Origin of the sequence: Kineococcus vitellinus (assembly GCF_009906315.1) — a bacterium.
Taxonomy (GTDB): Bacteria; Actinomycetota; Actinomycetes; order Actinomycetales; family Kineococcaceae; genus Kineococcus; species Kineococcus vitellinus.
The window spans coordinates 1-21,120 of sequence record NZ_JAAALL010000045.1; the positions used below are offsets into that span (position 1 = coordinate 1).

General features: G+C 74.1%; 18 protein-coding genes, 1 pseudogene and 1 riboswitch. Of the genes and pseudogenes, 8 read left to right on the plus strand and 11 right to left on the minus strand.

The genetic code is table 11. The features are described 5' to 3' along the window. Positions 1-114: 114 nt before the first annotated feature. Positions 115-1,809, minus strand: a complete 1,695-nt coding sequence (gene pgi, locus GTQ99_RS06265; RefSeq protein ID WP_166614885.1) for a glucose-6-phosphate isomerase — start codon at positions 1,807-1,809, stop codon at positions 115-117. 100 nt (positions 1,810-1,909) lie between these two features. Here pgi and GTQ99_RS06270 point away from each other — a divergent pair, with 100 nt between their 5' ends. The 6 genes from GTQ99_RS06270 to GTQ99_RS06295 all read left to right on the plus strand — a co-directional run bounded on the left by GTQ99_RS06270 (position 1,910) and on the right by GTQ99_RS06295 (position 8,400). Then, complete coding sequence (locus GTQ99_RS06270; protein ID WP_166614886.1) at positions 1,910-2,875, plus strand: bifunctional riboflavin kinase/FAD synthetase; 966 nt, start codon at positions 1,910-1,912, stop codon at positions 2,873-2,875. A gap of 135 nt (positions 2,876-3,010) precedes the next feature. After that, on the plus strand, positions 3,011-3,280 hold the full coding sequence (rpsO, locus tag GTQ99_RS06275) for a 30S ribosomal protein S15 (RefSeq protein WP_166614887.1): 270 nt from the start codon (positions 3,011-3,013) through the stop codon (positions 3,278-3,280). A gap of 282 nt (positions 3,281-3,562) precedes the next feature. Further along, positions 3,563-5,824 (plus strand): polyribonucleotide nucleotidyltransferase, encoded by a 2,262-nt coding sequence (locus tag GTQ99_RS06280; protein WP_166614888.1) that lies wholly within the window; start codon positions 3,563-3,565, stop codon positions 5,822-5,824. A gap of 1 nt (position 5,825) precedes the next feature. Beyond that, complete coding sequence (locus tag GTQ99_RS06285; RefSeq protein ID WP_338074762.1) at positions 5,826-7,214, plus strand: M16 family metallopeptidase; 1,389 nt, start codon at positions 5,826-5,828, stop codon at positions 7,212-7,214. After that, complete coding sequence (dapB, locus tag GTQ99_RS06290) at positions 7,211-7,951, plus strand: 4-hydroxy-tetrahydrodipicolinate reductase (protein ID WP_166614889.1); 741 nt, start codon at positions 7,211-7,213, stop codon at positions 7,949-7,951. The genes GTQ99_RS06285 and dapB overlap by 4 nt, the downstream gene beginning before the upstream one ends. A gap of 5 nt (positions 7,952-7,956) precedes the next feature. After that, the gene (locus tag GTQ99_RS06295; protein WP_166614890.1) at positions 7,957-8,400 is read left to right on the plus strand and encodes a hypothetical protein; all 444 of its coding nucleotides are present in this window, start codon (positions 7,957-7,959) and stop codon (positions 8,398-8,400) included. 56 nt (positions 8,401-8,456) lie between these two features. Here the strand turns inward: GTQ99_RS06295 and GTQ99_RS06300 are convergent, their stop codons facing one another. The 5 genes from GTQ99_RS06300 to GTQ99_RS06320 all read right to left on the minus strand — a co-directional run bounded on the left by GTQ99_RS06300 (position 8,457) and on the right by GTQ99_RS06320 (position 13,930). Further along, complete coding sequence (locus GTQ99_RS06300) at positions 8,457-8,771, minus strand: SMR family transporter (RefSeq protein WP_166614891.1); 315 nt, start codon at positions 8,769-8,771, stop codon at positions 8,457-8,459. A gap of 9 nt (positions 8,772-8,780) precedes the next feature. After that, positions 8,781-8,846: riboswitch (guanidine-III (ykkC-III) riboswitch) on the minus strand. 61 nt (positions 8,847-8,907) lie between these two features. After that, entirely contained in the window at positions 8,908-9,801 is an 894-nt protein-coding gene (locus GTQ99_RS06305; protein ID WP_166614892.1) for a carbohydrate ABC transporter permease, read from the minus strand. Then, entirely contained in the window at positions 9,801-10,763 is a 963-nt protein-coding gene (locus GTQ99_RS06310) for a carbohydrate ABC transporter permease (protein WP_166614893.1), read from the minus strand. Before GTQ99_RS06310 ends, GTQ99_RS06305 begins: the two co-directional genes overlap by 1 nt. Positions 10,764-10,776: 13 nt before the next feature. After that, a complete protein-coding gene (locus GTQ99_RS06315; protein ID WP_166614894.1) occupies positions 10,777-12,069 on the minus strand; it encodes an extracellular solute-binding protein in 1,293 nt (430 codons plus the stop codon). A gap of 154 nt (positions 12,070-12,223) precedes the next feature. Then, positions 12,224-13,930 (minus strand): alpha-amylase family glycosyl hydrolase, encoded by a 1,707-nt coding sequence (locus tag GTQ99_RS06320; RefSeq protein ID WP_166614895.1) that lies wholly within the window; start codon positions 13,928-13,930, stop codon positions 12,224-12,226. Positions 13,931-14,039: 109 nt separating this feature from the next. On the opposite strand from GTQ99_RS06320, the pseudogene GTQ99_RS25965 reads away from it, so the two are divergent. Further along, positions 14,040-14,222 (plus strand): annotated as a pseudogene (locus tag GTQ99_RS25965) (helix-turn-helix domain-containing protein); the annotation flags it as partial. A 371-nt stretch (positions 14,223-14,593) separates the two neighbouring features. On the opposite strand, the gene GTQ99_RS06330 reads toward GTQ99_RS25965, so the two are convergent. From GTQ99_RS06330 to GTQ99_RS06345, 4 genes are all read right to left on the minus strand, one after another. Continuing rightward, positions 14,594-16,918, minus strand: coding sequence for a glycosyl hydrolase family 65 domain-containing protein (locus tag GTQ99_RS06330; RefSeq protein WP_166614896.1), 2,325 nt, complete (start codon positions 16,916-16,918; stop codon positions 14,594-14,596). Then, the gene (locus GTQ99_RS06335) at positions 16,915-17,673 is read right to left on the minus strand and encodes a beta-phosphoglucomutase family hydrolase (protein WP_166614897.1); all 759 of its coding nucleotides are present in this window, start codon (positions 17,671-17,673) and stop codon (positions 16,915-16,917) included. Before GTQ99_RS06335 ends, GTQ99_RS06330 begins: the two co-directional genes overlap by 4 nt. A gap of 75 nt (positions 17,674-17,748) precedes the next feature. Further along, entirely contained in the window at positions 17,749-18,891 is a 1,143-nt protein-coding gene (locus GTQ99_RS06340) for an alcohol dehydrogenase catalytic domain-containing protein (RefSeq protein ID WP_166614898.1), read from the minus strand. A 104-nt stretch (positions 18,892-18,995) separates the two neighbouring features. Then, a complete protein-coding gene (locus GTQ99_RS06345) occupies positions 18,996-20,081 on the minus strand; it encodes a trypsin-like peptidase domain-containing protein (RefSeq protein ID WP_166614899.1) in 1,086 nt (361 codons plus the stop codon). Between the two features lie 276 nt (positions 20,082-20,357). Here GTQ99_RS06345 and GTQ99_RS06350 point away from each other — a divergent pair, with 276 nt between their 5' ends. Beyond that, entirely contained in the window at positions 20,358-20,750 is a 393-nt protein-coding gene (locus GTQ99_RS06350; RefSeq protein WP_166614900.1) for a phage holin family protein, read from the plus strand. A gap of 57 nt (positions 20,751-20,807) precedes the next feature. Here GTQ99_RS06350 and GTQ99_RS06355 read toward each other — a convergent pair. After that, positions 20,808-21,120, minus strand: a 313-nt coding sequence (locus GTQ99_RS06355; protein WP_205706897.1) for a DUF2795 domain-containing protein, incomplete at its 5' end; no start/stop codon positions are given.

A 21,120-nucleotide genomic window follows, 5' to 3' on the forward strand; every position in this document is an offset into this window, starting at 1 on the left:
CCCGCCAGCAGCAGGCCGCCGCTCAGCAGCAGGCCGGCGAGCAGGCGGGCCGGGCGGGGGCGCGGGAGCACCCGGGCAGTCTGTCGCACCGGGGGCGCCCGCGCCGGTCGCGCGTCAGCGCGCGCGGTGCTCCAGGTAGTACCGGATGAGCGAGCCCGTCGAGGCGTCCTGCGCGTCCAGGGCCGCGGTGTCGCCGGTCAGCGCCGGGGCGATCTCCAGGGCGAGCTTCTTGCCGAGCTCCACGCCCCACTGGTCGAAGCTGTCGATGCCCCAGACCGCGCCCTCGACGAACGTGACGTGCTCGTAGAGGGCGATGAGCTGCCCGAGCACCGAGGGGGTGAGCGAGGGCGCCATGATCGACGTCGTCGGCCGGTTGCCGGAGAAGACCCGCGCCGCCACGACGTCCTCGGCGGTGCCCTCGGCGCGCACCTCCTCGGCGGTCTTGCCGAAGGCCAGCGCCTTGGTCTGGGCGAAGAAGTTCGCCATGAACAGCGCGTGCACGTCCGCCTCGCCGCCGTCGTGGTCGACCAGCGGGTGCGCGGGGGTGGCGAAGGCGATGAAGTCGCTGGGGACGACCCGGGTGCCCTGGTGGATGAGCTGGTAGAAGGCGTGCTGGCCGTTGGTGCCCGGCTCGCCCCAGAACACCTCGCCGGTGGCCGTGGTGACGGGGGAGCCGTCGTAGCGCACCGACTTGCCGTTGGACTCCATGGTCAGCTGCTGCAGGTACGCCGGGAAGCGGTGCAGGTGCTGCGAGTACGGCAGGACGGCGTGCGTGTGGGCGTCGAGGAAGTTGACGTACCAGACGTTGAGCAGCCCCATGAGCAGCGGGACGTTGCGCGCCGGCTCGGTGGTGCGGAAGTGCTCGTCGACGGCGTGGAAGCCGGCGAGGAAGGCCCGGAAGTGCTCGGGGCCCACGGCGACCGCCAGCGAGGTGCCGATGGCGGAGTCGACGGAGTAGCGCCCGCCGACCCAGTCCCAGAAGCCGAAGGCGTTGTCGGGGTCGATGCCGAACGCGGCGACCTTCTCCAGCGCGGTGGAGACGGCGACGAAGTGCTTGGCGACGGCCTCGCGGCGGGCCTCGTCGGAGTCGGCGAGCGCGCCGGCGGCGGCCAGGCGCTCCCACAGCCAGGTGCGCGCCAGGCGCGCGTTGGTCAGCGTCTCCAGCGTGCCGAAGGTCTTGGAGGCGACGATGAACAGCGTCGTCTCCGGGTCCAGGTCCGCCGTCGTCTCGGCGATGTCGGTGGGGTCGATGTTGGAGACGAAGCGGCACTCCAGCCCGGCCTGCACGTACGGCTTGAGCGCCTCGTAGGCCATGACGGGCCCGAGGTCGGAGCCGCCGATGCCGATGTTGACGACCGTGGCGATCCGCTTGCCCGTGACGCCCGTCCACCGCCCGGCGCGCACGGCGTCGGCGAAGGCGAAGACCTTCTCCAGCTCCCGCTGCACGTCGGCGTCCACGTCCTGGCCGTCGACGGTGAGCGCCGGCTGCACCCCGGCCGGGCGGCGCAGCGCGGTGTGCAGCACCGCGCGGTCCTCGGTGACGTTGATGTGCTCGCCGGCGAACATGGCGTCGCGGCGCGCGAGGACGCCGGTCTGCTCGGCCAGCCGCAGCAGCAGCTGCACGGTCTCGGCGGTGACGAGGTTCTTGGAGAGGTCGACGTGCAGGTCGGCCACCTCCAGGCCCAGGGACTCGGCGCGCTGCGGGTCGGCGGCGAACCAGCCGCGCAGGTCCGGCGGGGTGGCGGAGCGGTGCTCGGTGAGGGACGCCCACGCGTCCGTGGTGGTGGGGTCGACGGGGCTGGTGCTCATGTGCTTCCTCCTGCGCGTCCTGAGGTGTCGGGAAGGACGCTAGCCAGCCCGCGCCACGGGCGCGCGAGGGGTCGGGCGCACCTGCTGGCACAGTGTCCGCGTGCAGCGGTGGAACGACCTGACAGCCGTCGAGCCGGGGTTCGGCCCCTCGGTCGTCACCATCGGCAACTTCGACGGGGTGCACCGCGGCCACGCCGCGGTGCTGGGCCGGGTGGTGGAGATGGCCCGGGCGCGGGCCGCCGCGGCGGTCGCGGTGACCTTCGACCCGCACCCGCTGCAGGTGCTGCACCCCGAGCGCGCCCCGCAGCTGCTCACGGCGCTGGACCACCGCCTGGACCTGCTCGCGGCCACGGGGCTGGACGCCGTGCTCGTCATGCCGTTCACCCGCGAGCTGGCGGCGTGGAGCCCGGAGCGCTTCGTGCTGGACGTCTTCGTGCGGGCGCTGGGCGCCGCGGTGGTCGTGGTCGGCCACGACGTGCGCTTCGGCGCCGGCAACTCCGGGGACCTGTCGACGATGCAGGAGCTGGGGCGCCGGCACGGCTTCGAGGTCGTCGTCCTGGACGACCTCGGGGACGCGCCGGGCGTGCAGGCGCCGCGCTGGTCGTCCACGGCCGTGCGCGAGGCGCTCGCGGCCGGCGACGTGGCGCGGGCGGCGGCCGTGCTGGGGCACCCGCACCGGGTGACCTCGACGGTCGTGCACGGCGACCACCGCGGCCGCGAGCTGGGCTACCCCACGGCGAACCTGGACACCGACGGCGCGGAGGGGATGGTGCCGGCGGACGGCGTGTACGCGGGCTGGCTGCTGCGGCCCTCGGGGCAGCGGCTGGCCGCGGCCGTCTCCATCGGCACCAACCCCACCTTCGACGGCCTGCGCCGGCAGGTGGAGGCGCACTGCCTGGCCGGCCAGCCGGGCGTCGAGGGCGGGCTGGACCTGTACGGGGAGCGGGTCGCGCTGGACCTCGTCGCGCGGCTGCGACCCACCCGGCGCTTCGAGGGCGTGCCGGCCCTGGTGGAGCAGATGGACCGCGACGTCGCCGAGTGCCGCCGGCTGCTGCTGGGCGCGTGAGCGCGCCGGGGGCGCGGTCGGGGGGCGCGGCGCCGCGCTGGTAACCTGGCACTGCCGTTCGATCGGCCGCGGATCCAGAGAGCCCGGGTGGACGAGCCCCGTGGCACCGCGCAACGAGTGATCAAGGAGAGTCGAGTGCCCCTCAGCGCTGACGTCAAGAAGCAGATCATCGCGGAGTACGCGACCGGCGAGGGCGACACCGGCTCGCCCGAGGTGCAGGTCGCGATGCTCACCCAGCGCATCCGCGACCTCACCGAGCACCTGAAGACCCACCAGCACGACCACCACAGCCGTCGTGGTCTGCTGCTGCTGGTCGGTCAGCGTCGCAACCTGCTGAAGTACATGGCCAAGAAGGACATCAACCGCTACCGCTCGATCATCGAGCGGCTGGGCATCCGCCGCTGACCTCGTCCCCGCACGAGGCAGGGGCGCACGGCAGGGGCGGTCCCGGCGAGTCGGGACCGCCCCTGCTGCGCATCCGAGCCGCACTCGCGGCAGACTCCTAGGAGCAGCCGCGCGGCTGCACCTTCGAGCACCACACCCCAGCGGCACCGCGCAGCGTCGTGCCGGTCCTCGGTAGTGGCCCCCGGACGCACGGCGTCCGTGGGCCTCGATCGAAGGCCGGACGGGAGGGCGTCGCCCTCCCGGACGCGCGGGTGCCGCGTGCACCGATGGAGGAGGAACCCCGTGGAGGGTCCTGAGATCACCGCCGCCGAAGCCGTCCTCGACAACGGCTCGTTCGGCACCCGCACCGTCCGCTTCGAGACCGGCCGCCTGGCCAAGCAGGCCGCCGGCTCCGCCGCCGTCTACCTCGACGGCGAGTCCTTCCTGCTGAGCGCGACGACCGCCGGCAAGACGCCGAAGGACCAGTTCGACTTCTTCCCGCTGACGGTGGACGTCGAGGAGCGCAGCTACGCCGCCGGCAAGATCCCCGGCTCGTTCTTCCGGCGCGAGGGCCGTCCCTCGACCGAGGCGATCCTGGCCTGCCGCCTCATCGACCGCCCGCTGCGCCCCAGCTTCGTCAAGGGCCTGCGCAACGAGGTCCAGGTCGTCGTCACCGTCATGGCGCTGCACCCCGACGACGCCTACGACGTCGTGGCCATCAACGCCGCGTCGATGTCCACCCAGCTCGCGGGCCTGCCCTTCTCCGGCCCCATCGGCGGCGTGCGCGTCGCGCTGATCGACGGCCAGTGGGTCGCCTTCCCGCGCTACTCCGAGATCGAGCGGGCCGTCTTCGACATGGTCGTCGCCGGCCGCGTCGTGACCGCCGCGGACGGCTCCGAGGACGTCGCGATCATGATGGTCGAGGCCGAGGCCACCGAGGGCTCCTGGGCCCTGGTCAAGGAGCAGGGCGCCCAGGCGCCGACCGAGGAGGTCGTCGCCGCCGGCCTGGAGGCCGCCAAGCCGCACATCGCCAAGCTCGTCAAGGCGCAGGCCGAGGTCGCCGCCAAGGCCGCCAAGCCGACCGCCGAGTTCCCGGTCTTCCTGGACTACCAGGACGACGTGTTCCAGGCCGTGCTCGAGGCCACCTCGGCCGACCTCACCGCCGCCCTCGCCATCGGCGGCAAGCAGGAGCGCGAGAGCCGCATCGACGAGATCAAGGCCGGGGTCAAGGCCCAGCTGGCCGAGACCTTCGCCGGGCGCGACAAGGAGGTCTCCGCGGCCTACCGCGCGGTGCAGAAGAAGCTGGTCCGCCAGCGCATCCTCACCGACGGCGTCCGCATCGACGGCCGCGGCCTGGCCGACATCCGCACGCTGTCCGCCGAGGTCGAGGTCCTGCCCCGGGTGCACGGCTCGGCGCTCTTCGAGCGCGGCGAGACGCAGATCCTGGGCGTCACCACGCTGAACATGCTCCGCATGGAGCAGCAGCTGGACACGCTGTCCCCGGTGACGCGCAAGCGGTACATGCACAACTACAACTTCCCGCCCTACTCCACCGGTGAGACCGGCCGCGTGGGCTCGCCCAAGCGCCGCGAGATCGGCCACGGCGCCCTCGCCGAGCGCGCGCTCGTGCCGGTCCTGCCGGCCCGCGAGGAGTTCCCCTACGCGATCCGCCAGGTCTCCGAGGCGCTGGGCTCCAACGGCTCCACCTCGATGGGCTCCGTCTGCGCCTCGACCCTGTCGCTGCTCAACGCGGGCGTGCCGCTGCGCGCGGCCGTGGCCGGCATCGCGATGGGCCTGGTCTCGGACACCGTCGACGGCGAGACCCGCTACGCGGCGCTGACCGACATCCTGGGGGCCGAGGACGCCTTCGGCGACATGGACTTCAAGGTCGCCGGCACCAAGGAGTTCGTCACCGCCATCCAGCTGGACACCAAGCTCGACGGCATCCCCGCCTCGGTGCTGGCCGGTGCGCTGACCCAGGCCCGCGACGCGCGCCTGTACATCCTCGACGTCATGGCCGAGGCCATCGACGCCCCGGACGAGATGTCGCCGACCGCGCCGCGCATCATCACGGTGAAGGTCCCCGTCGACAAGATCGGCGAGGTCATCGGGCCCAAGGGCAAGATGATCAACCAGATCCAGGAGGACACCGGCGCCGACATCTCCATCGAGGACGACGGCACGGTGTTCATCGGGGCGGTCGACGGCCCCTCGGCCGAGGCCGCCCGCGCGGCGGTCAACGCGATCGCCAACCCGACGATGCCCGAGGTCGGCGAGCGCTACCTCGGCACCGTCGTCAAGACGACCACGTTCGGCGCGTTCGTCTCGCTGCTGCCCGGCAAGGACGGCCTGCTGCACATCTCGCAGCTGCGCAAGCTCTCCGGCGGCAAGCGCGTCGACAACGTCGACGACGTCGTCTCGGTGGGCCAGAAGGTCCAGGTCGAGATCGCCGAGATCGACCCGCGCGGCAAGCTGTCGCTGGTGCCCGTCGTCGCCGAGGAGGAGAGCGCGGCCCCGGCCGACGCCGCCTCCGACGGTGCCGCGACCGAGACCGCCGACGCCTGACGTGTCGCTGAACCGCTCCGGGAACCCCGTCGCGCCCGCCCCGGTGGACCTGCCCACCGCGGCGGCCGGCGGGGTCCCCGCCACCACCGTCCTGTCCGAGGCCGACGGGGCCGTCGTCACCCGCACGGTGCTGCCGTGCGGGGCGCGGGTGCTCACCGAGGCCATGCCCGGTCAGCGCTCGGCGAGCATCGGCTGCTGGGTGGGCGTCGGCTCCCGCGACGAGACGAAGGGCCACTTCGGCTCGACGCACTTCCTGGAGCACCTGCTCTTCAAGGGCACCGAGCGCCGGGACGCGATGGACATCGCCACCGCGTTCGACGCCGTCGGCGGCGAGGCGAACGCGGCCACCGGCAAGGAGCACACCACCTACTACGCGCGGGTCCTCGACGCCGACCTGCCGATGGCGATCGACGTCGTCACCGACATGGTGACCTCCGCGGTGCTCGACGAGGACGACTTCACCAGCGAGCGCGAGGTCATCCTCGAGGAGCTGGCGATGAACGACGACGACCCGGGCGACGTCGCGCACGAGAAGTTCGCCGAGCTCGTCCTCGGCGAGCACCCGCTGGCGCGCCCGATCGGCGGCACGCCGGAGACGATCCGCGCGGTGGGTCGCGACGACGTGTGGGCGCACTACCGCGAGCACTACCAGCCCTCCACGCTGGTCTTCACCGCCGCCGGCGGCCTGGACCACGAGGAGGTCGTCGCGGCGGTGCAGCGCGAGCTGGACCGCGCCGCGGGCGACCTCGGCGAGGCCGCCCCGCGCCCGCGCCGCACCAGCGGCACGGTCGGCGGGGGCCTGCGGGCCGGGCGCGCGCTCGTCGTGGACCGCCCCACCGAGCAGGCGCACGTGCTGCTGGGCATGACGGGCATCACCGCGACGGACCCGCGCCGCTTCACCCTCAGCGTCCTCAACGCGGTGCTGGGCGGCGGGATGAGCAGCCGGCTGTTCCAGGAGGTCCGCGAGAAGCGGGGCCTGGCGTACTCGGTGTACTCCTTCAACGCCAACTACGCCGACTCCGGCTACGTGGGCCTGTACGCGGGCTGCTCGCCGGCCAAGGCGCCGCAGGTCGCCGAGCTCATGCTCGCCGAGCTGGAGAAGCTGGCGTCGGCGCCGCTGGAGGCGGAGGAGCTCGGCCGCGGCATCGGCCAGCTGGCCGGCGGCCTGGTCCTGGGCCTGGAGGACTCCGGCGCCCGGATGAACCGCCTGGGCAAGGCCGAGCTCGTGCACGGGCAGTTCCTCGACATCGACGGCGTCCTGGCCAACGTGCGGGCGGTCGGCGCCGAGGACGTGCAGGCGCTGGCGGCCGACCTGCTCGCGCGGCCGCGCTCGGTGACCGTCGTGGGGCCCTTCGGCGACGAGGCGCCCTTCCGGGGGGTCGTGCGGTGACGATCCGCGTCGCGGTCACCGGTGCCCGGGGCCGGATGGGCTCGCAGGCCGTCGCCGCGGTGCAGGCCGCCGACGACCTCGAGCTCGTCGCGGCCCTGGGGCGCGGGGACGACCTCGACGCGGCCCGCGGCGCGGACGTCCTCGTCGACCTGACGGTGCCGGACGCGGTGATGGGCACCGTGGAGCGCGCCCTGGGCATGGGGCTGCACGTGGTGACGGGGACGACGGGCTGGACCGACGAGCGCCTGGAGCTGGTCGGGCGCTGGCAGCGCGCGGCCGGGCGCAACGTGCTCGTCGCGACGAACTTCGGCCTCGGGGCCGTGCTGGTCATGCAGTTCGCCCGGCAGGCGGCGCGCTTCTTCGAGTCCGTCGAGGTCGTCGAGCTGCACCACCCCGGCAAGGTCGACGCGCCCTCCGGCTCGGCGATCCGCACCGCGCAGCTGGTCGCGGCCGCGCGGGCGCAGGCCGGGATGGCGCCGCCGCCGGACGCCACGACGCAGGAGCTGCCCGGTGCCCGCGGGGCGGTCGTCGACGGCGTCCACGTGCACGCGGTGCGCCTGCGCGGGCTCACCGCGCACCAGGAGGTCGTCCTCGGCGGGCCGGGGGAGACCCTGACGCTGCGCGACGACACCTACGACCGGGCCGCCTACATGCCCGGGCTGCTGCTGGGCGTGCGGCAGGTGGCCTCGCGCCCAGGGCTGACCGTGGGCCTGGAGCACTACCTGGACCTGGGCTGAGCGCCGTGCGCACCAAGGCCGTCGTCGCCGTCTGCTGCGCGGTGCTGCTGTTCTACTTCGTGCTGCTCGGGCGGCTGGGCGCCGACCTCATCGGCACCGGCAACTGGGCGGGCATCGCGCTGGGGATCGCGCTGTTCCTGCTGCCGCTGGTCGGGGCGTGGGCCGTCGTGCGCGAGCTGATGTTCGGGGTGGCCACCGAGCGGCTGGGCCGCGAGCTCGCCGAGCGCGGCGCCCTGCCGGCCGACGAGCTCTCGCGCACCGCCTCCGGCCGCGTCGACCGCGCCGCCGGGGCGGCGATGTTCCAGCGCTGCCGGGCCGAGGTCGAGGCCGACCCGGCCGACGCGGGCGCCTGGTACCGGCTGGCCATCGCCTACGACGCCGCCGGGGACCGCCGCCGGGGCCGGGCCGCTGCCCGGCACGCCGTGCGGCTGCACCGCGGCCGCGGCTGACGCCGCCCCGGTCGGCGCCCCACCGCTCCGCGCACGAGCGGTCAGTGCACGAGCGGTCAGTGCACGACCTTCAGCCCGACCACGCCGCCGACGATCATCGCGAGGAAGAGGACCTTCGCCGCGGACACCGGCTCGCCGCCGGTGAGCATCGCGTAGGCGACGGTGAGGACGGCGCCGATGCCGACCCACACCGCGTAGGACGTGCCGACGGGCAGCTCGCGCATCGCGTACGAGAGCCCTGCCATGCTCGCGACGACCGCGACGGCGAAGACCAGCGTGGGCACCAGCCGGGTGAACCCCTGGGACCTGTCCAGCGCGGTGGCCCACACCGCTTCCAGCGCACCGGACAGGACGAGCACGAACCAGGACACGACGACCTCCGCGGGCCGTCTTGTCGCTGACCGGGTACGGCACCCCTCGTCCGGGGACCCGGGAGGGGGCCCGACCCGACGTTCTCACCCCCGGCCGCTCCCCGGCAACCCGCGGGGGAGCGGCCGGGGACCGGTCTCACTTGATGGCGCCGCGGGTCACGCCCGACATCACCCAGCGCTGGGCGAGCACGTAGACGAGGATCGTCGGGGCGATCGCCATGAGGTAGGAGGCGAACGCGACGTTGTAGTCGGTGCTGAAGGCCAGCTGGAAGATCTTCTGCACGACGGGGATCGTCTGCAGGCTCTGGTCGCTGGTGATGAGCGAGGGCATCATGTAGTCGTTCCAGCTGGCCAGGAAGGCGAAGATGCCGACGGTCGCGTTCATCGGCGCCAGCAGCGGGAACGTCAGCCTCCAGAACACCTGCCAGGTGCTCGCCCCGTCCAGGCGGGCGCTCTCCTCCAGCTCTTCGGGGATGGAGCGCAGGAACGCCGAGTAGAGCAGGACGCTGAAGGACATCTGGAACAGCACGTGCAGCAGCGCGACCCCGCCGGGGTTGTCCAGCCCCAGCTCGCCGGTCAGCTTGACCTGCGGCAGCGCGACCACCGGGAACGGGATGAACATCGCCGCGAGCAGGTACACGTAGCTCCACCGGAACAGCCGGTGCTCCCAGTTGCGGACGATGGCGTAGGAGGCGACGGAGGCCAGCAGCAGCGTGCCGGCCACCGTCACGGCGCTGATGAGCAGCGAGACGGCGAACGCGCGGGGGAAGCCGGTGAGCGTCCAGGCGTCGGCGAAGCTGGCGACGTTCAGCGGCCAGGGCAGGGTGAACCCGGAACCGGCGGCGGCCTGCTCCGGCGTCTTCAGCGCCATCGCGACGGCCAGGTACAGCGGCAGCAGGACGGTGAGCGCGGCGAGCACGAGCAGGGCGGTGACGCCCCAGCCGCGGCGCGGGGTGCGGTCGGCGCCGCGGCGGGGCGCGCCGGTGAGCCCGGCGACGGAGGCCGCGGTGGCGGGGTCGGTGACGGCCATCAGAGCGACACTCCTCGACGACGGATGATCTGCAGCTGCAGGACGGAGATGACGACCGTGACGACGAAGAAGACGACCGCGTTGGCCATCTGGTAGGCGTAGTCGCCGCCGGTGAAACCGGTGAAGATGGTCATGGCCACCGAGCGGGTCGACGTGCCCGGGCCGCCGTCGGTGAGGCCGACGATGACGTCGTAGGCGTTGAGGAAGTTCTTGAAGCCGAGCACCGTGTTGATGACGAGGTAGCCGGCCAGCAGCGGCAGCGTGATGGACCAGAACTTGCGGCGGCTGCCGGCGCCGTCGAGGTCGGCGGCCTCGTAGACCTCCTCGGGGATCGCCAGCAGACCGGCGAGGTAGATGATGAGCGCGCTCGGGACCGCCTGCCAGGCCGTGACGACGACGACGGCGATCCAGGCCGTGTCCGGGTCGGCCAGGACGCTGGTGGTCATGGACTCCAGGCCCAGGGCTCCCGCGAGGGCGGGCAGCGAGGTGGAGAAGACGTAGTTGAACACGAAGGCGATGACGATGCCGGAGACGACCATCGGCAGGAAGAACACCGCGCGCAGCGCCGTCTTGGCCTTGATGCGCGCGTTGAGCCCGACGGCCAGCGCGAGCGCGACGACGTTGGTGAGCACGACCGTCGCGACGGAGAAGCCGATGGTGAACCCGTAGGAGCGCAGGACCTCCGGATCGGTGAAGAGGACCGCGTAGTTGGACAGGCCCACGAACTCGGAGCGGCCGAAGCCGATGGAGTTCGTCAGGCTGAGCACCATGCCGTAGAGGGCGGGCAGCGTCACGAAGAGGGTGAACAGCGCGACGGCGGGCAGCAGGAACAGGTAGTAGGTGCCCTCGACGCGGCGGCGGCGCGGTCGCGCCGCGGGCGCGGGAGGGACCTGCAGGTCGTCGCGGCCGCCGTCGCGCGCGCGGGCGCCGGAGCGGGGCAGGGGGCTGCTGGTGGTGGCCATCGGGGTCCTCCGGTCAGGCGGCGGCACGCCGCGCGCGGCGCTGCCAGTCGGTGTCGAGGCGGGAGAGCAGCCGGGCGGGGTCCCCGGACAGGACCGCGTCCTGCACGTAGTTGCCGACGGGGATGCTGTCGGGCACGTAGGTGCTGATGCCCTGGTAGATGCGCTTCTCGTCCAGGCACTCCTGCAGCCCGCTCAGGCGCTCGTCGGCCAGCGGCGGGGCGCCGGTTCGTGGCGACTGCGCCGAGTTGTCCGCGTTGTAGGTGTCGACGACGTCGGGGCGCAGCAGCCAGCTCGCGAAGCCGCGGGCGGCCTCCTGGCGCTCGGTCTCGCGCGGGATCCACAGCGCCAGGTCCAGGTTGACCCGGGCCCGCGCCTGCGCCGGGTCGTCGGTCACCGGCAGCGGGAAGGAACCCAGCCGGAGGTCGGGGTCGACCTTGACGACCTCCCCGAGCGCCCAGGGGCCTTGGAAGTACATGGCGGCCTCGCCGCGGCCGAAGCGCAGGTTGCCGTCGTAGTAGGTCAGGCTCGCGGCGTCGGGGTTGTCCAGCTGCGAGAGCTGCACCATGCGCTCCACGGCGGGCCCGAGGGTGCGGGTGAAGGACACCTCCGCGTCCGGGCCGGCGTCCGGGCCGAGCGCCTGCAGGCCCTCGTGGAAGGCGGCCACGTCCACGCCGCTGCCGGTGGTGTAGTCGAACATCCCCTGCGCGAGCGTCCAGACCTCGCGGTAGGTGTTCATGAAGGGCGCCACCCCGGCGGCCTGGAACGTCTCGCAGGCCGCGAGCAGCTCGTCCCAGGTGGTGGGCACCGCCACGCCGTGCTGCTCGAACAGGTCGACGTTGTAGATCATCCCGGCGGTGCCGATGGAGTACGGCAGCGCGCTGGTCTGCCCCTGGTGGGAGGCGAACTGGGTGACGAGGTCCTGGTAGGCGGGGTCGATGCCCGCGGCCTCCGGCAGGTCGGAGAGGTCCGCCAGGACCCCGGCGCGCACGAGGTTGGCCGCCTCGATGCGGAAGTTGTAGCAGGCGATGTCCGGCGGCGCCCCGCGCACGAACTGCGCCAGGACGGAGGTGGGGGCGGTGTCCAGGACGACGAGCACGTCGTCCTGCTCGGCGTTGTACCGCTCCACGAGGTCGGCGAAGTAGTCGACGACCTCGGGCTTGTTCATGAGGAAGCGGATCTGCGTCCGGCCGCTCGCCGCGGAGGAGCCCCCGCAACCGGCGGCCGCGGCGAGGGCGGCCGCCCCGGCGCCCGCGCCGGCGGCGCGCAGCAGGGTCCGCCTGCTGGGGCGGTGGAGGAGTGGGTGCACGTCGTCGTCTCCCGTGTGGGTGGAACGCGCGGGCGTCGTCGTCCGCGCGGGCTTCCAGGGGCGCCGGCGGGGTGCTGCCCGGCCGGCGTCCACACCGGTGCGCCCGGGACCGCTCGCGGCGGTCCCGGACCCCGATGGTCCGCCTCGCGGCGGGTCAGCGCACGTCGACCAGCCAGGCCGTCGTCTCGCCCGGCAGCACCCCGCCGGAGGTCCCGCCGGAGCCCGCGCCGGGCGGCGCGACCGGCCCGTCGCTGCGCAGCACGACCTCGCCGGGGGGCATCGGCACCGGGTCGGTGCCGAAGTTCGTCACGCAGGTCCAGCCGCCGGGGCGGCGGAAGCGGACGAGCTGCGAGGGAGCGTCCCGCGGCTCGTCCGCGAACTCCAGCTCCTCCGCGCCCTGCAGGCGGGCGCGCCAGGCCAGCGCGGCCCGGTAGAAGGACAGCGTGGAGGTGGGGTCGCCGTCCTGGACGTCCGCGGCGCAGTCGGCGAACCACGCGGGTTGCGGCAGGTGCGCACCGCCGTCGCCGAAGCCGAAGGAGGGTCCCCCGGCCGTCCACGGCAGCGGGACGCGGCAGCCGTCGCGACCCTTCTCGCGGCCCCGGGTGCGCCGCCACGTGGGGTCCTGCAGCGCCTCGGCGGGCAGGTCGGCGACCTCGGGCAGGCCCAGCTCCTCGCCCTGGTACAGGTAGGCGCTGCCGGGCAGCGCCAGCAGCAGGGCCGTGGCCGCGCGGGCGCGCCGCAGCCCGCGCCGCGGGTCGGGAGCGGGGTCGGTGCCGCCGCTCAGCAGCCAGCGCGCCTGCCCGGCCACGTCGGTGCCGTCGGGCAGCGCGTAGCGGGAGGCGTGGCGCACGACGTCGTGGTTGGAGAGCACCCACGTCGAGGAGGTGCCGGACTCCCCGGCCAGGCGCAGGTTCTCCTCCACGACGCGCCGGAAGGAGGAGGCGTCGAAGTCGGAGGTGAGCAGGTCGAAGTTGAACGCCTGCCCCAGCCCCTCGGGGGAGGCGTAGCGGGCGCGGCGGTGCGCGGGCACCCAGGCCTCGGCGACCGCGGTGCGCGGCGGGTCGTACTCGTCGAAGACCGCGCGCCACTGCCGGTACACCTCGTGCACCTCGTCGCGGTCGGACAGGCGGTGCGCACCGTCGGGCAGGTCGTCGGCGGCCAGCTCCGCCGCGCTCGGCAGCGGCGGCGACACGTCCTTGACCAGCGAGTGCGCGACGTCGACGCGGAAGCCGTCCACCCCGCGGTCGGCCCAGAACCGCAGCGTCGCGAGGAAGTCCTCGCGCACCTCGGCGTTGTGCCAGTCGAAGTCCGGCTGCTCGGGGGCGAACTGGTGCAGGTACCACTCGCCGTCGCCGACCGGTTCCCACGCCGGGCCGCCGAAGACGGCGGTCCAGTCGCTGGGCGGCAGCTCGCCGTGCTCCCCGCGCCCGCGCACGAAGACGTAGCGGTCGCGCTCGAGGGAGCCGGGCGGGGCGGCCAGCGCCTCGCGGAACCAGCGGTGCCGGTTCGAGGAGTGGTTGGGGACGATGTCGACGACCACGGCGATCCCGGCGCCGTGCAGGGCGGCGACGAGGTCGTCGAACTGCTCCAGGGTGCCGAGAGCCGGGTCGACGGCGCGGTGGTCGTCGACGTCGTAGCCGCCGTCGGCGAGGGCCGAGGGGTAGAAGGGCGAGAGCCAGACCGCGTCCACGCCGAGGGAGACCAGGTGCGGCACGCGCGCGGTGATGCCGCGCAGGTCGCCGGTGCCGTCGCCGTCGGAGTCGGCGAAGCTGCGCGGGTAGACCTGGTAGACGACGGCCTGGCGCCACCAGGTGGCGTCCAGGGCGCGGTGCTCCGCGCGGGTGGGGGCGGTCGCGGTCACGGGTCCTCCGGCGTCGTCGGCGGTGCTGCGGGGTGGTGGAGCACTTCATTGACGCCCTAAATCTAGGCGTTGGCTAAAGTGTGGCCACGACAGCGGAGGAGGTCAAGGGATGACGGCCACGAGTCCTGCGTCGCCGGTGCGCCGGTTGCGCGACGACAACGTCCTCGCCGTGCTGCACCACGCCTGGGACCTGCGCTCCGAGCGCGGCCCGGTGACCGGCAGCGACCTCATGGCGGCCACCGGGCTGTCGCGGGCCACGGTGCACGCCGTGTGCGAGGAGCTCATCGACCTCGGCTGGCTCGTGGAGCTGGCCAACCAGCGCGAGCACGGCGACTACGTCAAGGGCCGCCCCGCGCGCCGCTACGCCTTCGCCGCCGACGCCGGTGCCGTCGTCGGGGTCGACGCCGGCGAGCACCGCATCGCCGCCCGCGTCGCCGACCTGCAGGGCCGTGAGCTGGCCACGGTCACCCGGCAGGTGGACCACCTCTTCGAGACCACCCCCGTCGGCGAGCGCGTCGACGCCGTCGAGCACACCGTCCTGGAGGCGCTCGCCGCCGCCGGCGCGGGGGAGGCGGCCGGCGGCGGGCCCCGCGTGCTGGGGGTGGCGGTCGGCGTGCCCGCGCCCGTCGGCGCCGACTCGCGCACCGCGTTCTCCGGCAACCCCTACTGGGAGTTCATGAACCCCGACCTGGCGGCCGAGCTGGCCCGGCGCCGCGGCTGGCGCACCGGCGAACCCTCGCTGATGCGCAGCAGCTCCCCGCCGTGCCGCAGCTCCACGGCCGAGCCGTGGTCGCGCAGGGAGTACTCCACCTCCTCGGGGCGGATGTCGACGCCCAGCTTGGTGCCCCGCCAGCGCAGGGTGAACTTCAGCCGGGTGATGCCCTGCGGCAGCTGCGGGTCGAAGACGAGCGAGCCGCCGACGTCGCGCATGCCGCCGAAGCCGTTGACCAGCGCCAGCCACGTGCCGGCGAGGGAGGCGATGTGCAGTCCGTCGCCGGTGTTGTGGTGCAGGTCGCGCAGGTCGACGCTGGACGCCTCGTAGAGGTAGTCGTGGGCGAGCTCGAGGTGCCCGACCTCGGCCGCGGTGATCGCCTGGATCGCCGCGGACAGCGAGGAGTCGCGCACGGTGCGCCGTTCGTAGTAGTCGACCGCGCGGGCCTTGTCCTCGGCGGAGAAGCGGTCGGCGAACCAGAACAGCGCCATCTGCAGGTCCGCCTGCTTGATGACCTGCTTGCGGTAGAGGTCGAAGTAGGGCGCGCTTAGCAGCAGCGGGTACCCCTTCTCCTCCTCGAAGTCCCACTCCGGGCGCCGCGTGAACCCCGCGCACTGCTGGTGCACGCGCAGCTCGTCGTCGTAGGGCACGTGCACGGCCTCGGCGGCGTCGCGCCAGGACGCCGTCTCCTCCAGGTCCACGCCCAGCGAGCGCGCCAGGTCCGGGTGGCGGCCGCAGGCCTGCGCGGCGACCCGCAGGTTCTGCGCGGCCGCGAGGTTGGTGAAGAGGTTGTCGTCGACGACGGCGGTGTACTCGTCGGGGCCGGTGACGCCCGCGACGTGCCAGACGCCGTGGATGTCGTGGTGGCCCAGCGACATCCACAACCGGGCGGTCTCCACGAGGACGGCGAGCCCGCCGTCGGTCTCCAGCGACGTCTCGCCGGTGGCGATGCGGTGGCGCTCGATGGCCGCGGCGATGTCGGCGTTGACGTGGAAGGCGGCCGTGCCCGCCGGCCAGTACCCCGACGACTCCGTCCCGCGGATCGTGCGCCACGGGAACGCCGCCCCGTGCAGGTGCAGCTCCCCGGCCCGCTTGCGGGCCAGGTCCAGCGTCGAGGCGCGCCAGCGCAGCGCGTCCGCGGCGGCCTCCGGGGCGGTGTAGCTGAGCACCGGCAGCACGTAGGCCTCGGTGTCCCAGAAGATGTGCCCGTCGTAGCCGGGGCCGGTCAGCCCCTTGGCGGGGATCCCGCGCTGCTCGGCGCGGGCACCGGCCTGCAGCACGTGGAACAGCGCGAAGCGCACCGCCTGCTGCACCTCGGGGTCGCCGTCCACCTGAACGTCGGCCGCGTCCCAGAACTCGTCGAGGTACTCGCGCTGCTCGGCGAGCATCCCCTCGAACCCCGTGTAGCGGGCGCCGCTGAGGGCGCCGGCCACCTGGTCGCGCAGCGCCGGCTGCGAGCGCAGCGACGACCAGCCGTAGGCGATGAACTTCGTCAGCCGCACGTGCTCGCCGGGGGCCAGCGAGCACACCGCGGTGGTGCGCGCCCAGTCCTGCGCGTCGTGGGTCTCCACGTCCACCCGGCCGGGCGCCTCGACGTGGTTCTCCATCCCGGCGGCCATCTGCAGCTCGCTGATGCGGGTGCGGTGCACGAGCGTGGCGCCCGCGCGGCCGCTGTCGTGCTCGACGGAGACCAGCGGCGCGCGCAGCGCGGCGGCCACGCGCGGGTCCCCGGAGCGCTCCGGCAGCACCTCGTTGGCCACCAGCTCCGACTGCAGGATGAGGCGCACCGGCTGCTCGACGGCCTCGACGACGTACTCCACGGCCGCGACCGCGCGCTGCACGAAGGAGACCATCCGCGTCGAGCGCACCCGCACCCGCTTGCCCGCGGGGGAGGTCCAGTCAGCGGTGCGCACCAGGGTGCCCGCGGCCAGGTCCAGGACCCGCTCGTGCGAGTGCAGGGTGCCGTAGCGGACGTCGAACGGCTCGTCGTCGACGAACAGGCGGATGAGCTTGCCGTCGGTGACGTTGACGACGGTCTGGCCGGTCTCCGGGTAGCCGTAGCCGGCCTCGGCGTACGGCAGCGGGCGCTCCTCGTAGAAGGAGTTCAGGTACGTGCCCGGCAGGTGGTGCGGTTCGCCCTCGTCGAGGTTCCCGCGGAACCCCACGTGCCCGTTGGAGAGGGCGAACAGCGACTCCGCCGACCCCAGCAGGTGCAGGTCCAGGCGCGCCTCGCGCACCCGCCACGGCTCGACGGGGAAGGTCTCGTGGGAGATCACGGACGCTCCTCCAGCAGTTCGGCGAGGTCGCGCACGACGACGGAGGCGCCGTTCGCGCGCAGCGCGTCCGCGTGCCCGACGCGGTCCACGCCCACGACGAACCCGAAGCCGCCGGCCCGGCCGGCCTGCACCCCGGCCAGCGCGTCCTCGAACACCACCGCCTGCGCGGGCTCGACGCCCAGGGCGCGCGCACCCGCCAGGAAGCTGTCGGGGGCCGGCTTGCCCGCCAGGCCCTGCTCGCGCAGCGTGAGGCCGTCGACGCGGGCCTCCACGAGCTCGGCGAGGCCGGTGACCTCCAGGACCTCGCGGGTGTTGGCGCTGGAGGAGACGACCGCCCGGCGCAGCCCCGCCTCGCGCGCGGCGCGCAGGTAGCGCCGCGAGCCCTCGTAGACCTCGACGCCGTCGGTGGCGATGCGCCGCAGCAGGTCGGTGTTCTTGCGGTTGCCCAGCCCGGCGACGGTGACCTGCTCGAAGGGCTGGTCGACCGGGTCGTCGGGGGAACCCTCCGCCAGCACGATGCCGCGGCTGGCCAGGAAGTCGCGGACCCCGTCCGCGCGCGGCTTGCCGTCGACGTGGGCGTTGTAGTCCTCGACGGGGTCGAAGGCCCGGAACGGCTCGCCCGTGCGCTGCGCGCGCTCGCGCAGGTACGCGTCGAAGGTGGCCGTCCACGCACCGTTGTGCACGGCGGCCGTGTTCGTCAGCACGCCGTCCAGGTCGAAGAGCAGGGCCGTCACGCCGTCTGGTAGTCCGAGCACGGGCCCGAGCCTACGGCCGGCCCGTGCCCCCCGCGGGCCGGGAGCCCCCGACACGCCCGCGGGGGGGCGGCGCCCTCAGGAACCGGGGTGCAGCAGCACCTTCGTCCAGCCGTCGACGCGGTCGTCGAAGTTGCGGTACCCCTCGGGCGCCTGCTCCAGCGGCAGCTCGTGGGAGACGATGAACCCGGGCTTCGCGCGACCGGCGACGATGAGGTCGCGCAGCTGGCGGTTGTAGCGCATCACGGGCGCCTGGCCGGTGCCCATCGACTGGCCCTTGGTGAAGAAGGTCCCGTAGTCCCAGCCGATCCGGCCCTCCTTGGCGCCCTCGGTGGCGGCACCCGGGTCCTGCGGCATGTAGACGCCGACGACGCCGATCCCGCCGGTGGCGCGCACCACCTTCACCAGGTTGTCGAGCACGAGCTCGGGGTGCTCGTCACCGGCCGGGTCGTGCGCCTGGTAGCCGACGGCCTCGACGCCGCGGTCGACACCGCGCCCGCGGGTGGCCTCGGTGATCTGCTCGACGGGGTCGGCGGTGGAGAAGTCGACGGGGACCGCGCCGATCTGCTCGGCGAGCGCGAGGCGGTCCTCCTCCTTGTCGACGACGAACACCCGCGCCGCGCCCTTGAGCAGCGCGCTGTGCGCGGCCATGAGCCCGACGGGGCCGGCGCCGAAGACGGCGACGTCGTCGCCGGGGACCATCCCGGACAGCTCCACCCCGTGCCAGCCGGTGGGGAAGATGTCGGAGAGCATCGTGAAGTCGTTCTCGTGCTCGTCGCCCTCGGGCAGCTGCAGCAGGTTGAAGTCCGCGTGCGGGACCCGCAGGAACTCCGCCTGCCCGCCGTCGTAGGGGCCCATGTTCGCGTAGCCGTAGGCGGCGCCGTCCATGCCCTCGATCGGGTTCATCCGCAGGCAGAACGAGGTCCAGCCGTGCACGCAGTTGCGGCAGGAGCCGCAGCCGATGTTGAAGGGCACGGAGACGCGGTCGCCGACCTTCACCCGCTCGACCCCGGCGCCGACGGCCTCGACGACGCCCATGTTCTCGTGCCCGAGGACCTTGCCCTCCTCCACGGAGGTGCGGCCCTCGTACATGTGCAGGTCGGAACCGCAGATGTTCGTGGTGGTGATGCGGACGACGGCGTCGGTGGGGTTCTCGACGCGGGCGTCGGGGACCTCCTTGACGACGACGTCCTTCGGGCCCTGGTAGACGACGGCCTTCACGCGCTCCTCCTCCGGTGGTGTTCGTGCCTTCCGGCACCGATCCTTCCCCCGTCGCGACGTGATCGCGCGTTCAACCGGCGTGCGCGGACCCGGCGCCCGGCGGCTCAGCCGACCGCCAGCTCCCCCAGCACCACCTCGAACACCTGCTCGTCGCCGTCCCGCGTCGCGGTGACCTGCACGGCCTCGCCCACGCTCAGCCCGGCCAGCACCGCCGACAGCTCCGCGGCGCTGCGCACGGGCTGGTCGCCGACGGCGGTGACGACGTCCCCGGCGCGCATCCCGGCGGCCTCGGCGGCCCCGCCCGCTTCCACGGACACGACGCCGACCCCGGCCGGCTGGCCGGAGCGGTCGGCCACCGTGGTGACGCTGACCCCCAGCGCCGCGCGGTTGGAGTCGGTGACCCGGCCGTCGCGGATCAGCTGACCGGCGATGTCCTCGGCGGTGTTGGAGGGGATGGCGAAGCCGATGCCCGGGGCCGCCCCGCCCTGCTCCGGGCTGATCGCCGCCAGCGTCGGGATGCCGATGACCTCCCCGTCGAGGTCGACGAGGGCGCCGCCGCTGTTGCCGGGGTTGATCGAGGCGGAGGTCTGGATGGTGCCCGGCAGGGTCGCCCCGCCCGGTGCCGCCTCGCTGGCCGGCTCGGAGACGGTGCGGCCGGTGGCGGAGACGATGCCGTTGGTCACGCTGCTCGACAGCCCCAGCGGGTTGCCCATCGCCAGGACCAGCGAGCCCACCTCCACCTCGTCGGAGTCGCCGAACGTCGCCGGCTGCAGGTCCGGCGCCCCCTGCACCCGCACGACCGCGAGGTCGTTGGCCGGGTAGGTGCCCACGAGGGTGGCCGGGTAGGAGGTGGGGGAGTTCGCGAACTGCACCTGGAAGCTCGTCGCGGTGCCCACCACGTGGGCGTTGGTGACGATGTTGCCGGCGTCGTCGAGGACCACCCCGCTGCCCAGGCCGCCACCGGTGCGGATCTCCACCACCGACGGCAGCACCTGGCGGATGACCCGCTGGTAGGAGTCCTCCAGGGACTCCGCCTGCGAGCCGGCGCTCGCGGCGCTCTCCTGCGGCGAGGCGGTCGCGGTGCCCGCCTCCTGCGCACCGGACCCGCTGACCGCCGCGGGCGCCGACGCCCCGCCGCCACCGGTGCAGCCGCCCACCGCGAGCAGCGGCACGAGCGCGCCGGCGGCCACCGCGGCGCGGCGGGCCCGCCGCGCGCCCGTCGTCGACCGGGTGCTGGCCGTCCGTGTGCTGGCCGTCCGGGGGCTGGCCGTCCGGGGGCTCTCCGTCCGGGGGCTGTCGTCCTGGGCCACCTCGCCACCTCCTGCTGCGGGCACCGCGCCGGCGCGGTGCGCGCCGGGTCCGGTGGCGCCATGCTTCCCCGCCGCCCGTGCCCGCGCACGCCGGACCGGTGTTTCGCCCGGGCGCGCGGGGGGCAGTGGGCCGGTGACCGCTGAGAGGGGACCACCATGACCGAACAGCCCAACCGCACGGCGGGTCAGCTCGTCGACGAGCTGACCTCCGACACCGCCCAGCTGGTGCGCGCGGAGGTGCGCAAGGGGCAGCAGGAGCTGCTCGACAAGGCGAAGGAGGCCTCCAAGGGGGCCGCCCTGCTCGGGGGTGCCGCCGTGCTCGGCGCCCTGGCGGCGGGGACGTCGGCGACCTTCGTCGTCCGGACCCTGGGCAAGGTGCTCCCGGCGCCGACGGCCGCGTTCCTGGCGACCGCCCTCTACGCCGGTGGCGCGGCCGCGCTGGGCTCGGCGGGCCTGGCCGAGATCAAGCGCGCCGGGCCGCTGTGGCCGGAGGAGACGCTCGCCAGCATTCGCGAGGACGTGCGGGCCGCCCGGCCGCACGCCGGCTGACCGGGGCGCCTCCCCGCCCGGGACGTCCCGCCCGGCGGGCGCCCCGGGCGGGCGCGGTCAGACGTCCGTCGGGTCCGGCGGCACGGGCCGCTCGCCCGCGGCGACGCGGGAGGTCGCCTGGCCGCGGGCCTGCTCGGCGGCGGCGCGGGGGTCGGTCGCCTCCTCCTCGGCGGGGACGGAGCGCGCGACCTCCGCGGCGTTGGCGTACTCCTCGACGGGGACCGCCCGCAGCGCCTTGAGGACGTCCTCGCCCGCCCCGGCGGCGAGGTTCTCGGCGTAGCGCACGGTGATCCACGAGTCGTCGGTCACGAAGCCGCGCAGCCGCCAGGCCAGCAGCAGGTGCACGAGCACGGCCGCCGCGACGACGGCG